The sequence below is a fragment of the Alteromonas sp. KUL106 genome, from assembly GCF_009811415.1.
In the GTDB taxonomy this organism is placed as follows: Bacteria; Pseudomonadota; Gammaproteobacteria; order Enterobacterales; family Alteromonadaceae; genus Alteromonas.
Map to the genome: position 1 here is coordinate 1 of NZ_BLIG01000003.1, position 15,178 is coordinate 15,178.

The following is a 15,178-nucleotide window of genomic DNA, read 5'->3' on the forward strand; positions in this document are numbered from 1 at the left end:
TGCGCGCCTTAGCACTTAAAACTCTTCAGTATCAATTTCTAGCTGTGTCGCCTGTGGGTATCTTGGCCCGCTGATTTTTTGCGGTGCGAAACTATCGGCTAACACTTGCAACTGGCTAGCACTTAGCCTTATTTTTTGCGCTGCCACATTATCCTTTAAATGGCTAAGATTTGTTGTGCCTGGAATAGCATGTATGCATTCGTGCTGCTGCAGTACCCATGCAAGCGCCACTTGCGCTTTAGTACATTGAAGCTCATTGGCCATCTCATCTATCACACTCAGTAATTGATAATTAGTCGGCAAATGCTCGGCTTGGAAACGCGGCATCCCCTTTCGAATATCGCCATCGGTAAAGGCACCACTATCAGTAATATCTCCCGAGAGAAAACCGCGCGCAAGGGGTGAAAAGGCAACCAGCGCAATATCAAGCTCACGACATTTGTCTAAAACCGCAATTTCAACATTTCTGCTCCACAGCGAATACTCTGATTGAACTGCCGCTATAGCATGAACCTCGTGGGCTTTTTGAATAGTAGTGGCGGAAACCTCAGACAAACCAATTGCCTTTATTTTACCCTCTTCTACCATACGCGAAAGCGCTCCAACGCTCTCTTCAATAGGCACCGAGCGGTCCCAGCGATGCAGATAATAAAGGTCTAGTACATCGGTCTGTAAATGACGCAGCGACTGCTCAATGGTCGCTCTTAGCGTTTGTGGCCTGCCGTCAATAACACGTTTACCATCCACGCCTGTCATGCCGCATTTACTGGCTAAAAACACATTCTGACGCTTACCTTTAAGCGCTTTTCCTAGCAACTGCTCATTTTTTCCAAACCCGTATAGCGCTGCGGTATCAAGGTGAGTAACGCCTAAGTCTAATGCGCTGTGTAATAGCGCAATGGACTCGGCTTCTGAAGGAGGAGTACCGTAGGCATGGCTTAAGTTCATACAACCTAATCCAATGGCGGGTATCTCACAGCCCGCTAATTTACGGTTTTCCATATTCACTCCTCTTTTTCAGTGTTTTACTTTTTGCCGGTTCTTGTAAGAAATAACGTACGAATAAACGTTAGCTTTCTAACTGCTGTTCAAGTTGATGTAAAACCTGATAGCAGTTTAGTACTTGCGCCACACTCGAATTAGGCTCACGGCCTTCTTTAATGGCAGCAAAAAACTCGCGATCCTGAAGTTCAATACCATTCATTGATACGTCGACATTCGATACATCAATGGGTTCTTCTTTACCGTTAACCAAGTCGTCATAGCGCGCGATATAGGTGCCATTGTCGCATATGTAACGGAAGAATGTCCCTAACGGGCCATCGTTGTTAAAAGACAAAGACAGCGTACAAATAGCACCGTTTTCAGCCTGAAGCTGAATAGACATATCCAGTGCTATCCCCAACTCTGGGTGAATAGGCCCTTGGATAGCGTTTGCTTTCACTATCTTGCTACCCGCTTGATAGGCAAACAGATCTACGGTGTGAGCAGCGTGGTGCCATAGCAGGTGATCGGTCCACGAACGGGCCTCTCCCTTCGCGTTAATGTTTTTGCGGCGAAAGAAATACGTTTGAACGTCCATTTGCTGAATGTTCAACTCACCTTTGTTAATACGCTTATTTATCCATTGATGTGAAGGATTGAAGCGGCGCGTATGGCCTACCATACAAGTAAGGCCGGTCTCTTTTTGCACATCAAGCACGGCTTGAGCGTCTTTCCAACTGTCACTTAATGGAATTTCCACCTGCACATGTTTACCCGCTTTCATGCACTGAATCGATTGCGCAGCATGTTGTTGTGTAGGGGTACACAAAATAACCGCGTCAGCCTCTAGCTTAAGTGCTTCATCTAAGCTGGTGAACACATTTGGAATGCCGTATTCATTGGCTACCGCTTGTGTATTTTCAAGTCTTCGCCCAACCAGACCGACAACCTCTACATCATCGATATTTTTTATGCCGTCTAAGTGCTTTATACCAAAGGCACCGGGGCCAGCTACGATAACTTTCATACTTATCCCTCTTCCTCAACATTCTCTAACACAAGATGACCTACTGCCGTATTAGACGCAGGAACGTGATAAAAACGCTTTTTAAGCTCAACGTTTTTATTTAAAGCGCCTCTCATCACTAGCCACATCACCAGTTCAATACCCTCAGAGCCGGCTTGCTCCACATACTTAAGATGTTCAAGCTTGGCGAGCTCATCGGCGTCATCAACAATTTTATCTAAAAAGGCATTATCAAATTCTTTATTAATTAAGCCCGCACGCGGCCCTTGCAGCTGATGACTCATGCCGCCCGTGCCCCAAATCTGGACATTTAAGTCTTCATCAAAGCTCTCGACGGCTTTGCGAATCGCTTTTCCTAGCTGGTAACAGCGGTTACCCGATGGCACCGGATAAAGCACCACGTTCACAGCAATAGGAATGACTTTGCAAGGCCAATTCTCTGGTTCACCGAACACCAATGAAAGCGGCACCGTAAGCCCGTGGTCAACGTCCATGGTGTTTACAACAGTAAGGTCAAAATCATCTTGAATGACAGAGTGCGCAATGTGCGAGGCAAGGGCCGGATGGCCTTTTACGCTCGGCACAGGGCGTGGACCCCAACCCTCATCCGCGGGCTTAAACTCTTCACCGGTGGCGATGGCAAAGGTGGGCACAAAATTCGCGTCGAATGCACTGGCGTGATCGTTGTATACCAAAACCACCACATCAGGCTTTTGCTCTTTAACCCATTGTTTAACGTATTCATAGCCTTCAAAAACTGGCTGCCAGTAGGCCTCCGTCGTTTTTTTATTATCGATTGCTGCGCCTATCGCGGGTACGTGAGACGTTGCTATTCCTGCACTAATTTTGGCCATTTTCAGCGCCCTCCAAATTCAATGGGCTGTTAACGTTACGCCCACCATCAAGCATCATTTGTGCGTAATCTTGCTGGCTCATGCCGGTCATGGTGGCGGCAGCAAACTGAAAACTAAGCCCATCGCTGGAAAAAATTTTGGCGAGAAAATAGATATTGCCGCCTGTCTTCATCATTGCGTTGTAATCTCTTGCTAGTACCGCTTGTTTTTGCTCTTCCGTCATTGGCCACTCGTCAAGGTAGGCGCGCTCATCGGCTTTAAACTTTTCACGGTTAGGCGCTTTCATTAACGACATGCAAAATTGATTTAAATGGAAGCCTTTGCTTGCCATTTCGGCATCAAAAATGGTGGTACCGGGTATATTTTTGTAGGGTTTATCTAAAGACATAGTATTTCCTTAGTCGCTCCAATATAGGCGCATTGGGTTCGCCACCAATAGCTTGTGCTGCAGTTCTTCAGTTACCGCGATATGCGGAATAACATCCACGAGTTGCCCATCATCAGGCATGTGATTCTTCATATTCGGATGCGGCCAGTCAGTACCCCACAACACTCTATCAGGGAAGCTTTCCACAACTTTGCGCGCAAAAGGAACAACATCGCGGTAGTCTTCTGAAGGGCCTAGCAGCGACAGTCGCTCAGGACAGCTTACCTTAGACCAGAAGTTTTCATTTTCTGAAAGCAACTTTAAAAACAGGCCGAAGTCTTCGCCGTCTACCGGCTTACTGACATCGGGACGCCCCATGTGGTCGACAACGACGGTTGTGGGCAGGCGGGTGAAAAAGTCATACAGTTCAGGCAAATCTTGTGCTTCAAAATAAATAACAATATGCCAACCTAAATCTTTAATACGATTGGCTATGGCTTCCAGAGAATCAAACGGCAATGCATCAACCAGGCGTTTAACGAAGTTGAATCTGACACCGCGCACCCCGGCATTGTGTAATTCACGCAATTCCTCGTCGGTGATATCCTGCGTTATGGTTGCAACGCCTCTTGCCATATCGCCAGAAGCATTGAGTGCATCTACCAAAGCGCGATTATCAGCCCCGTGGCACGTCGCTTGAACAATGACATTGCGGCTAAAACCTAAATGGTCTCGCAATGCCCAAAGCTGGTCTTTTGATGCATCACAAGGCGTATATTTACGCTGAGGAGCAAAAGGGAATTGGTCGCCCGGCCCAAAAACATGGCAATGAGCATCCACGGCACCGTCGGGAACAACGAAAGATGGCTTGCGTGGCGCAGGATGCCAATCCAGCCAATCGGCGTCTTTTGTAAACTGACTCATAATCCTAAACTCTTTAAGCGTTTGTCTAAACCTGGGTAAACCCGTCGCGCGTTTTCACTGTACACTTTTCTTTTATCAGATTCAGATAAATCAAGGGCATCAACATAGCGTTTGGTATCATCGAAATAATAGCCTGTTTGTGGGTCGATACCGCGAACGGCGCCAATCATCTCTGAGCCAAACAGAATATTTTTGATATCAATCACATCGAACAACAAATCGATACCAGGCTGGTGATAAACACATGTATCGAAGTAAACATTTTTCATGACATGCTCATTCAGTGGTGGCTGTTTTAACATATCGGCTAAACCGCGATAACGCCCCCAGTGATAAGGCACGGCACCACCGCCATGTGGAATAATAAATCGTAAATCAGGGAAGTCTTTAAATAAGTTGCCCTGCAAAAATTGCATAAACGCAGTGGTGTCGGCATTCATATAGTGCGCGCCCGTTGCGTGAAAATTAGGGTTGCACGAGCCCGACACGTGGATCATTGCCGGCACATCTAACTCAACCATTTTCTCGTAGAAGGGATACCAGCTTTTGTCAGTCAGTGGCGCAGAATTCCAATGGCCTCCTGAAGGATCGGGGTTGAGATTACAACCAACGAATCCGAGTTCTTTTACGCAACGCTCAAGTTCCTCAATAGAATTTTCAATAGGAACCCCAACCGATTGAGGTAGCTGGCACACACCAATGAATTTTTTAGGGTATAACTCTACCACGCGGTGGATTAAGTCGTTACAAGCTCGAGTCCACTGTTTCGACACTGCTTCATCACCAATATGATGGGCCATTGCCGAGGCACGAGGAGAGAAGATAGTCATATCAAGCCCTCTCGCCTCTAACAGCTTTAACTGATTTTTTTCAATGCTCTCTCGAATTTGATCATCGCTTATGAAAGGGACTTCCGGAAGCGCTTTGCCCGTTTTGTAAGCTTCAATCTGCGCTTCCCTAAAAAGTTGAAGCGGCTCAGGGGCTGTGGTGTAGTGGCCATGACAATCAATAATCATAAATATTCCTGGTTAACTGAGTAAACGCTTACTCGCAGTCAGCAAATGCTTCACCGCGCATAAGTAAACGAGCGGTTCGCAATAGCGCTGCTCGGTTTACAACAAATTCAGACAAACTCGTGCTATGCGTAATATCCATCTCAACACTGAATTGCCCCGTAGGATGCTCAACGTCAACAACGACAGTTCCGTCACCGAATGACTGTTGAAGAAGCGTGTTTGCTACCGTGCCCTGTAACACACACGCCGTTGCTACACTCACCGAGCCTAGCACGCCGATTGCGTCGTGCACTCGATGGGGAATAAAGGTACGCGTGTTGATTAATCCACCCGCATTGGGGCGAGACACCAGACTCATTTTAGGAACGGTTTTCTTTGATACGTCACCTAAATTCATCATTTGTCCAGCCTGTAATCTTATTGACTCTATGTGCTTGCAAAGCGCGGTGTTACTTTCTAGTTCATTGGGCAATTCGTTACCGCTGAGTCCAAAGTCTTGCGCATTGAGCAACACAACAGGCATGCCGTTGTCGATGCAGGTCACTTCCACACCTAATATGGTGTCAACCGCATTGCCCGTTGGGAAGAGCGCACCGCAGCTAGAGCCGGCGATGTCTAAGAAGTTGATAAGCACAGGGGCACTGGCTGAAGGCACGCCGTCAATGGTAGCGTTGCCCTGATAGTTAACTTTTCCTTCGGATAACTGTACTCGCGCTACAGCATCTGAACCGGTGTTAACCATATGGATACGAACATCTGCGTAAGCATCTAATGTCTCAACCTGCACTAGACCTTTTTCTATAGCAAAGGGGCCTACGCCCGCTAAAATGTTGCCGCAATTTTGCGCATCACTCACCTGGGCCTTATCCACAGTGACCTGCAAAAATAAGTAGTCAACATCCGTGTTTTCACGGGAAGAACGACTCACAATTGCCACTTTACTGGTTAATGGATGTGCACCGCCTAAACCATCAATTTGACGCGCATCGGGCGAGCCCATAAGCTTTAGCAATAGTGCATTTCGCGCTTCTACATCGTAAGGCAAGTCATCTTTGAGAAAATATAACCCCTTAGATGTACCGCCTCGCATTAGGTAACAAGGAACTGAGGTCAGCATTTAATTTTGCTCGTCGTATTTTACGTAGCGAAGCCCTTTTGCAGCGAGCCTTTCTCGAAAGTTATAGACATCAAGGCCTAGCTCTCCATTTTCAAAACGAACACGTTTTGCATCTTCATTCGCAATGCGGGCGTTCATTTTTTCTAACACGGTTTCCGTTTCATTTCGTGCAACCACAACAACACCGTCGTCATCAGCAACAATGAGATCGCCTGGGCAGATGTAGGCGCCTGCACAGGTTACTGGCACATTCACATTGGCAATCGTTTCTTTCACCGTACCCTGAGCAAAAACGGCTTTTGACCACACGGGAAACTGCATTTCTGTCAGTGTTGCAATGTCTCTTACACCACCGTCAATAATTAGCCCCAATACACCTCTTGCTTTTAATGAGGTCGCCAACAGATCGCCAAAATAACCATCAATACACGGGCTTGTTGGTTTAACCACTAAAACATCACCTGGCTGACATTGTTCGACAGCAACATGAATCATCCAGTTGTCCCCTGGCGCCACCTCGCAGGTAACCGCAGGGCCGGCAATTTTGGCAGGACGATATATAGGGCGCATATATTCAGCCAACAGCCCTTTCCTTCCCTGTGCCTCGTGGACAGTGGCCACTTCAGCGCCTTGATACTGCTTCACAATGTCTTGTGATGGTCTTGGGATATCTGTCACACAAATTGGCATAAAAGCTCCTCGCAATTGTTCTACAGTCAGTCTGCAACAAATTTACGAAACAAACCGTTTAGAAAAGTGACACAAGCCATTAGTTTTTTCTATAATGCTAAAAAAACATACCAAGACGCGTTTATGCAGTTAAACCTGAGACATCTACTTAGCGCTATCGAAATCAACAACAAGGGCACGTTAACAGCAGCCGCTGAGCAAATGCACCTGTCGCAGTCTGCGCTTACGCAAGGTATTAATAAACTCGAAAACGAACTGGGACAACAACTGTTCAGTCGTTCGAGCACGGGGATGTTTGCTACGCCTGTAGGCAATCGCTTTTTGACGCGGGCAAATAGGGCTTTTGACTACTTATTTGAATTTGCATCCACGCTTTATGCAACCGACAAACGCAAGCGTCAATCCTTTGTGAGGTCGATTACCAGTAGACAGTTAAATGCATTTGTTAAAGTAGCAGAGTCCCATAGCTATACCATTGCTGCCGCACGATTAGGGCTGAGTCAGCCCACGCTGCATAAATCTATTAAAAATTTAGAAAACCTGTGCGAACAATCTTTATTTCACCGCTCTCCCACAGGTGTAGAGCCTACATGGCGAGCACGTCAACTTAGGCGTTTTGCTAACCTTTTTATTGCTGAAATACACCAGGGGCTAGAAGAGTTGGCAGAAGCCGACGGGCGTATGGATGGAACAATAAAAATAGGCAGCTTGCCGCTATCAACCGCCGCTATTGTGCCAAAATCCGTTCTGAAACTTCTTGAAAGATACCCTTTAGCACGCACGACTATTGTTGATGGGCCTTACGATGAACAACTTAATGCGCTATTAAATGGTCACTTAGATGTCATTGTGGGCGCACTTCGCCATCCAGCCCCTCACGCTGACATCACTCAGCACAAGTTGTTTGACGACCCTTTAAGTCTCGTTGTGAAAGCGGGCCATCCCCTTGCCGATGTAAAACAACTAACCGATAACACACTTGAACAGTTAAAATGGGTGGTGCCGAGCAAAGGGGTACCATCAAGACAAGTGTTTGACGATATATTCAAAAGCCGAGGACTCGAGGCCCCCAAAGACATCATTGAATGCAGCGCTCTTGCTGCTATCAGGGGTATTTTGCTAAACAGTGAACGGGCGTCTTTACTGCCTGCCAAGCAGGTAGAGGTCGAAGTTTCTTGCGGGTTGCTCGCCGTTTGCCCAGCGATTATTCACGAAAGCAGACGTGAAATAGGCCTAACGGTTCGCAAAAACTGGCAACCCACTGAGGTTCAAAAAGCGTTTTTGCGAATCATTGAAAAAGATTTTTTGATATAGAAAAGCGTCCCTGTCATTCTTGATAAGAATCTTGCCGGTTTATCAGCATTTAACATTTTTGTTTATCGTCGCAATTAGCATTCTTAACCTTCTTGCTCGCGTTACTTCACAGCAATTGTTTTATCGGATTTACAGATAGCTACCATGAAAATCATCGACTAGTGACACAAGCACAGTTTAGTTATGCTTTTTTTCCCATGTCTTGCATATACAAGATGAAATATGTGTTTAACGGAAAAATATAATGACTGATATCGTTCTCTACATGTCCCCTGGAAGTTGCGCCAAAGTCACCAGTATTGTGCTGGAAGAGTTGGAACTCAGCTTTAAGACTGAAGTGGTTCGCTTTATGAAAGGCGAGCACAAATCTCCAGCATTCAAACAGAAGAATCCAACGGGAAAGGTGCCGGCACTGATTTATGGAGACCAAGCGCTTAGTGAAAATGTAGCTATTATTTCATTCTTAAACCAAGTGCATGGCAAATTACTTCCAAAAGCACAAAACGCCATGGAACAAGCAAAACAGCTTGCCGACCTGTGCTTTTGCTCATCAACGCTACACCCACTCGTTACCCGTATCAGAATGCCCAGCTTTTTTGCCGGTGAAGACAATGCTAGAACGGTTCAAGATATTGCCATTAACGCCATGGACGAGTTTTTTGGTCTTATCGATAAACGACTAGATGAAAAGCAGTGGTGGTATGGTGATGAATGGTCGGCTATGGATGCGTACTTATACTGGTGTTTTTGGCGCGTTGAAGGCGCGGGGTATCATGTCGACAAGTTCCCTAATTACTGCGACCACGCCAGACGTATGGAGCAACGCCCCGCAGTGCAACGTGCAATAGCCAGAGATAACGAAGCCAGCAAAATACTCGAAAGCGAAGGACTATTATTTAAGCCAAAGAATATTTCTCGATAATATAGCGTGTCTCGATAACATAAGCTTGTCCAGATAAAATAGCGTGTCTCGATGATATAGCCTGTTTTGATAACATAGCTTGTCTCGATAACATAGCTTGTCTAGATACGATAGCCGTTTTCGACCAGTGGGTGTCGCAGAAAAATAGCTAACGTTGGCTTTTAAGGAATAATGAGACGTTAAAAAAAGCCGCCCATATTGCTTTTGATACAACATGGGCGGCATTCGTTATGGTTGAAGGTACGCGGTTATTTACCGATTGGAAATCTGTCTAAGTCCTTAGCCAGTGTTACATCGCCGTCGTAGTGCTCTGCCACTGCACTTGTGTACTTCTCATAATGCTCTGGCTTAAGTAAAGCGGGAGACATATGGGTGACAACCAGCTTTTTAACATTGGCTTGCGTTGCCATCTCGCCCACTTGTTGCGGGGTAACATGGTGGTTAGATAAGTGTTTCCGCATGCCTAAGGCAACCTGTTCAGGCATATTAGGGTTGGCTTTAACGACAAGGTCAATTGTGTGGTCGATATCCATCATTTCACTGACCAACAAATCTGCATTCTTTGCCAACGCTATAAGGGCCTTACTTTCACCCGTATCGCCAGTATAAACAACTGAGGCTCCGTCAACATCAAACTTGTAGGAAAGTGCAATGTACTTCTTCCACTCTTCGCTATTCTCTGGCCAGCTGTAGTGCGTGTTTCTTATAGCCGTGACTGAAAAATCATCATTCGTAACTGTGTCGCCGTCGCCCAGTTCTACAACGTGAACATTGGTATTTGCCGGTTTACCCACCTGACCGGGAACACCATAACCACCTTCAGTGCCTATACGCATGAATTGAAAGATACCCTCCACAGTGGCTTTCGTTCCAGGTGGACCGTAAACAGTTAAATCGCTGAACGTATTGGTTTGCCAACGCAGTCCTAATATTGCCGGAAGACCGCCTGTGTGATCAAAATGCAAATGGCTTATGAAAACCGCTTTAACCCCTTTTAGACTTAGACCAGCCTTGGCGAGTTGCCCTGCTGTGCCGTCGCCAGCATCAACAACATAGGTATTACCATTAACAATCATGGCATTAGCGGGTTGTGAGTTAACAGCATTAGGAATAGGGCCGGCCATAGTACCAAGCGTGATCCATTCATCTTTAGATTCGTTGGCACAACCTTGTGAAGAAATAAAGAGACTTGAAAGAACAACCAAAGCCATGGTTTTGACGCTGCGTTTCAACATATGTTACTGCTCCTGTAAATTTACCAAATGCTCACCTTCGAAGATAAAAGCAGTAAAGCAATGAATAGCTGCTTTTTAAGATATAGACCATCTAGTATTCATTAATTCGTTATGGCGTTTGCTTCTTCACCTATTTTCAACTGAGAAGGAAACATCTACTAACCGAGAGCACTAGCCTATTATCAGGATAACCATTGAGCAATTCGATTTTTCAGATACATTACATTAATAATACAGATACATAAAGTTTACACTTATTTAGCAAACCACTACCCGCGAGTAGAGAATGGGTGGAGATGAGGTTTGAAATACGGCGTATTAGAAGCCGGTTAATTCATGATTCCATGCCAACCTATCAGTTTGGTCGATACATTAAATCAGATAAATCCACTATCACCTGCATACCAGATGTTAGAATATCTTTAATAAGTATTATTATAGGTGTTAATAGCAAGTAAACGTTAGGCGCTTCGGTATATAAGGTCAATACTTCACTCTGACGTTTCCTAACTTCGCTATTAACACCACCAAATGGAAATCTGCAGAATGAATAGCAACGTAATTCACTCCCCTGTTAATGAGGCACCCGCCAGTTTGGCGTCGACCAAACACGGTATCATCCTAATACTAGCGTCAATTATGCCGGCGATGGCTATCATCTCTTTAGTACCAGTATTGCCTCTGTTATTAGAAGAGTTTGGTGAGGTACAGGGATCACAATTCCTCGTGCCTATCGCTATGACCATCCCCGCGCTTTGTGTGGCTATATTTTCACCTTTTGCAGGATGGATTTCGGATAAATTCGGTAGAAAGCCCGTATTGATATCATCACTTGTGATTTATGCCATTATCGGAGTAGTGCCGTTTTTCTTGCAAAACCTGTTTCAAATCATTGCCGCGAGAGTGGTACTTGGCATTGCTGAAGCAGCCATTATGACTGTCGCAACAGCGCTGATCGCAGATTACTTTACCGGCAAACAAAGACAGCGTTGGGTGTCTATTCAAATCGCTACCGTGAGTTTAAGTGCCATTGCATTAATTGCCGTTGGCGGCTTACTTGGTGAATTCTTAGGTTCACGCGGACCATTTTTACTGTATTTAGTCGCCTTACCTATCGCGCTTTTTTCCGCAATTTTATTGTTTGAACCGTCTCAACGGGCGCAAGAAGAAAATTCCGCTTTACCATTACCTTGGGCGCGTATCTTACCTTTGCTTTTAATCACGCTCTTTGTCGGCATCGTTTTTTACACCGTTATTGTTAAGCTTGGTGAAATACTGGCTTTGACCAGCGCGGTTTCTCCCGCAATTATCGGTGGCATTGGCGCAGCAGTTAATATTGGCGTAGCGGCGGGTTCGATGTCATTTCGCCGCTTTAAAGGGGCGTCAGCACCTAAGCTCATATCACTTGGTTTAGGGTTGGCAGCTATTGGCTATTTACTAGCGTCGCTATCAATCAGTTTGTTGGTCACCAGCGCAGGCGCCATTATTACATGTTTCGGCTCTGGTTTACTCTTACCCACCATGCTCAATTGGGTGTTGAAAGAACTTCCAGAAAATGTAAGAGGGCGAGGCACAGGTCTATGGACAGGTGCATTCTTTTTAGGTCAGTTTTCTGCGCCCATTGCGATTGCTGCATTGCAAGCGAACTTGGGTGGTCTGGAGACTGTGTTAATGCTTATGGCAGGCTTCTGTGCCGCTGGACTGGTATTTGCGTTAACGAAAATTAAAGGCGCTAGCAGTTTAGTGAGTGATTAACTCACGTTCAAATTTCCCTGGGTGAAGGGAGGAAAAGGGTCACCTTTCCTCCCTTTTCTTTGCCTGCTCTTGCCCTAATCGACCTTCCTTCCACCGCTGAATTCGCACCATCGCTTAACAATAACGTTGAGTCATATAAAGCCGGTTTCTTTAAACGCAAATACCTTGAAGTAGCTGTTGTAACTGCTTCGGATAACCGCTTCGTGGCGCACCATAAGTTTGTTGGTGGTTGTTTGTGTTTGAGTTTGTGTTTGAAGCACGTAAGCATCACCGGGCTATGGCACCTCGAAAGGGCATCTCGAATGGATACCTTGAATGGACATCCATAGAAAACGTCTACGCTGGTGTGTCACTGTATATTTCAACTAGCGCTACATTACGTAATTAACTTCAATTTTGAATGAGAAGTAGTGAACGAGGAACGGTGAATGGTGAATGGTGAACGTATATAGAGCACATAAAAAAACGTTCGTAGTACTTCATTACCACGAACGTTTCAAAAGTAAGGTTTAGGGAGGAATGTTGTTTATTTAGCGTTACTAAATAACGGCTTTATTAAATCGGCTTCGCCAACGCTATCATGCTTTCTCGCATAATGTTGGTGTGCTCTTCCTTGTCGCCACCCTCAATCTCAATTTGCGCTAAACGACCAGAGTTTTCTACAACCATTTTGCAACGTTCCCATCGACGGTTTTGATAAGCTTCCAAGGCAACAGTTACATCGTCATGCTGAGCCAGCTCTTCAGCAAGCACTATAGCGTCTTCAATACCAATGCACGCACCTGATGCTAAATGCGGTGTCGTCGCATGAACGGTATCGCCTATCATGACTACACGGTTCTTAAACCATGGCAAGGGAACCAGCAAATTATCTAGCGCGCGAAAATCAATGAGTGAATCGTTGTTTAGCATACCAGCGAGTTGCTGAACGGCCGGCGCACTAAAATTCATCATGAGGTCTTTCAGACGGGTGACATACTCACTCTTTTCTTCACGCTGTTTGACTTCTTTGTCCTCTGTTAAAAACAGATACATATCGTCTTTAGACATGGGATTTACGCCCACTTTTAAACGAGGGCCTACCCACATATGTGTATTGTTAATTTCAGGCAAACGGGGCAACACTGCCCGCCATACTCCCTGCCCAACATATTTAGGCTCAGCAGCTTCCGGGAATACGGCTTTGCGCACTTTCGAATTCACGCCGTCTGCACCAATAACCAAATCGTAAGTTTTGGTGGTACCGTCTGTAAACGTAACGTCTACTGTGTCTTCTTTGTGAACAATGTTTTCGAATGTGCAACCTAAGCGAATGTTTACATTAGATTCACGGGTTTTCTTCGCGAGAATCTTCGCGAGTTCTGGTCGCATAATAGCAGCAGAACCAGGGATTTTATCGCTCATCGGCGGCGTAGGTACATGAGCAAGATGCAAACCGTGAGGAGCATGTACATCCAAACCATTGTGAGCGTTGCCTTTTTCTAAGAACTCGTCAAGAATGCCTATCGTGTCAAAGGCCCTTAATGTAGCACCGCCTATACTAATTCCCGCCCCGTCCGTACGCCAATTAGGGTCAATTTCGACTAAGTCGATATTGTAGTTGAGCTTACTTAACTGGATGGCTGCTGTCATGCCGGAGAAACCGCCACCGATGATTAGAATATTACTTAGATTTGGGCTCATAAGTTGAACTCCTCAATAGTCGTAAGACGTATCCAAATATCGTTGTCTGCCGACACTTCTATTGGCACTTTTCTTAACGTTTGGCCCAAACAAGGGCCTTGCAAACAATAACCATCCTCTATGTCAAATAGCGCACCATGCGCTGCACAGACGATGTGTTGAGATTGATTGTCCAAATACATATGGCGCTTCCACGGCAAAGACGTGTCGTTGTAGTGCGGGCAAATATCGACATAAGCAAACATCTCATTGCCTTTTCGTACTACAAAGAAAGTGTCGGCTCCGACGTTATTTATATCGAAGCCTTTCGCTTCACCGTCATTAAAGTCGCTAACGGCGCCCAAATGTATCTTGTTCATTCTATGCTTTCGGTGGTGGACCACCTGCCGGCGCCCACTTTTCGCGGTATTGCAGTAAGAACGCCTGAGAGTTATCAGGGCCCATCATTGCTTCGCGACCCGTCCAGCTGTCATCATGCTGGTCCATATCAGCATCGAACTCCATGTTGCAGCCAAAGGGGCTTTTGAAATACCAAAACCAATTCGAACCAAAGAGGTGTCTACCCGGTCCCCAAAAACTTTGGTAACCCTTATTCACCATATTGGTGCCGGCCTGCATCACATCAGTCGGGCCAGATAAATGGAACGTAAAGTGTTCACAACCTTGCATATGTGGTGGCGTGCCGATGAAGAATAGAGTGTGGTGATCTTGTGTCCCTGCCGGACGCATAAAAGGGCCTACACCGGTAAAACGGTCGGTGGTTACAAAGCCTAAACGCTTCTCGTAAAAGGCCTCTGCTTTCACGGGATCTGGCACAAAGTACACAACGTGCGATAAAGTTTGAATGCTCGGCTTATGATCTTTAGACACGCCAACGTGGTTAATACCACGGTTACACTGTGCAACCGAGTTAACGCGCTCTGCTGCAAGGTCGACGGCTTTACGCACGGTGACTTGAAAACCTAGCACAAAACCCAAATCGTCAAGCAGCTCGATGCTGCCATCTTCAAGTACCTTTACGTCGCGATCGGTTTCAAGTTCTGCCTTGATTTGGTCAAGTGTGGCTTGATCAGCAACACCGTAAACCGTTTTTCGTAACATAGAGCCTGACGCCAACGCCGCGGGTAACGACTCGTCGTCTCTACTACGCACTTCAATACCTGTGCCGTCTAACGCAACAAAACTGTGCTCGCCTTGCTCAGCTAAACCGTAATCACGTGCAAACTGACGACATGCTTCAACGTCATCAACGCCAAAGATTAATTTGTCTGGTCCAATTATATTCATTGT

Annotated in this window: 15 protein-coding genes; 3 read left to right on the top strand and 12 right to left on the bottom strand. The window is 45.8% G+C overall.

Annotated features, from left to right (window positions below; genetic code table 11):
* Window positions 1–15: 15 nt before the first annotated feature.
* From GVO63_RS01880 to GVO63_RS01915, 8 genes are all read right to left on the bottom strand, one after another.
* Window positions 16–1,002 (bottom strand): aldo/keto reductase, encoded by a 987-nt coding sequence (locus GVO63_RS01880; RefSeq protein ID WP_159577918.1) that lies wholly within the window; start codon window positions 1,000–1,002, stop codon window positions 16–18.
* Window positions 1,003–1,069: 67 nt separating this feature from the next.
* Window positions 1,070–2,011 (bottom strand): Gfo/Idh/MocA family oxidoreductase, encoded by a 942-nt coding sequence (locus GVO63_RS01885; protein WP_159577919.1) that lies wholly within the window; start codon window positions 2,009–2,011, stop codon window positions 1,070–1,072.
* A 2-nt stretch (window positions 2,012–2,013) separates the two neighbouring features.
* Window positions 2,014–2,865 carry a class III extradiol dioxygenase subunit beta gene (locus tag GVO63_RS01890; RefSeq protein ID WP_159577920.1) on the bottom strand — a complete coding sequence of 284 codons (852 nt, stop codon included), beginning with the start codon at window positions 2,863–2,865 and terminating at the stop codon, window positions 2,014–2,016.
* Window positions 2,852–3,253 (bottom strand): protocatechuate 4,5-dioxygenase subunit alpha, encoded by a 402-nt coding sequence (ligA, locus tag GVO63_RS01895; protein WP_159577921.1) that lies wholly within the window; start codon window positions 3,251–3,253, stop codon window positions 2,852–2,854. Before ligA ends, GVO63_RS01890 begins: the two co-directional genes overlap by 14 nt.
* Window positions 3,254–3,262: 9 nt before the next feature.
* Complete coding sequence (locus GVO63_RS01900) at window positions 3,263–4,156, bottom strand: amidohydrolase family protein (protein WP_159577922.1); 894 nt, start codon at window positions 4,154–4,156, stop codon at window positions 3,263–3,265.
* Entirely contained in the window at window positions 4,153–5,172 is a 1,020-nt protein-coding gene (locus GVO63_RS01905; RefSeq protein ID WP_159577923.1) for an amidohydrolase family protein, read from the bottom strand. The genes GVO63_RS01900 and GVO63_RS01905 overlap by 4 nt, the downstream gene beginning before the upstream one ends.
* A 28-nt stretch (window positions 5,173–5,200) precedes the next feature.
* The gene (locus GVO63_RS01910) at window positions 5,201–6,289 is read right to left on the bottom strand and encodes a 4-oxalomesaconate tautomerase (protein WP_159577924.1); all 1,089 of its coding nucleotides are present in this window, start codon (window positions 6,287–6,289) and stop codon (window positions 5,201–5,203) included.
* Window positions 6,290–6,979, bottom strand: coding sequence for a 4-carboxy-4-hydroxy-2-oxoadipate aldolase/oxaloacetate decarboxylase (locus GVO63_RS01915; protein ID WP_159577925.1), 690 nt, complete (start codon window positions 6,977–6,979; stop codon window positions 6,290–6,292).
* A 123-nt stretch (window positions 6,980–7,102) separates the two neighbouring features.
* Here GVO63_RS01915 and GVO63_RS01920 point away from each other — a divergent pair, with 123 nt between their 5' ends.
* Window positions 7,103–8,293 (top strand): LysR family transcriptional regulator, encoded by a 1,191-nt coding sequence (locus tag GVO63_RS01920; RefSeq protein ID WP_159577926.1) that lies wholly within the window; start codon window positions 7,103–7,105, stop codon window positions 8,291–8,293.
* A gap of 244 nt (window positions 8,294–8,537) precedes the next feature.
* Complete coding sequence (locus GVO63_RS01925) at window positions 8,538–9,215, top strand: glutathione S-transferase family protein (RefSeq protein WP_159577927.1); 678 nt, start codon at window positions 8,538–8,540, stop codon at window positions 9,213–9,215.
* 248 nt (window positions 9,216–9,463) lie between these two features.
* On the opposite strand, the gene GVO63_RS01930 is transcribed toward GVO63_RS01925, so the two are convergent.
* Window positions 9,464–10,450, bottom strand: a complete 987-nt coding sequence (locus GVO63_RS01930) for an MBL fold metallo-hydrolase (RefSeq protein WP_159577928.1) — start codon at window positions 10,448–10,450, stop codon at window positions 9,464–9,466.
* Between the two features lie 546 nt (window positions 10,451–10,996).
* Between GVO63_RS01930 and GVO63_RS01935 the strand changes: the two genes are divergently transcribed.
* A complete protein-coding gene (locus GVO63_RS01935; RefSeq protein WP_159577929.1) occupies window positions 10,997–12,205 on the top strand; it encodes an MFS transporter in 1,209 nt (402 codons plus the stop codon).
* A 555-nt stretch (window positions 12,206–12,760) separates the two neighbouring features.
* On the opposite strand, the gene GVO63_RS01940 is transcribed toward GVO63_RS01935, so the two are convergent.
* Genes GVO63_RS01940 through GVO63_RS01950 form a run of 3 tightly spaced genes read right to left on the bottom strand, consistent with a single transcriptional unit; the run spans window position 12,761 to window position 15,175 of the window.
* Window positions 12,761–13,888: an FAD-dependent oxidoreductase gene (locus tag GVO63_RS01940; protein WP_159577930.1), complete on the bottom strand. Its 1,128-nt coding sequence runs from the start codon at window positions 13,886–13,888 to the stop codon at window positions 12,761–12,763.
* The gene (locus tag GVO63_RS01945) at window positions 13,885–14,247 is read right to left on the bottom strand and encodes a Rieske (2Fe-2S) protein (protein ID WP_159577931.1); all 363 of its coding nucleotides are present in this window, start codon (window positions 14,245–14,247) and stop codon (window positions 13,885–13,887) included. The genes GVO63_RS01940 and GVO63_RS01945 overlap by 4 nt, the downstream gene beginning before the upstream one ends.
* A gap of 1 nt (window position 14,248) precedes the next feature.
* Complete coding sequence (locus tag GVO63_RS01950) at window positions 14,249–15,175, bottom strand: VOC family protein (RefSeq protein ID WP_159577932.1); 927 nt, start codon at window positions 15,173–15,175, stop codon at window positions 14,249–14,251.
* Window positions 15,176–15,178 lie beyond the last annotated feature (3 nt).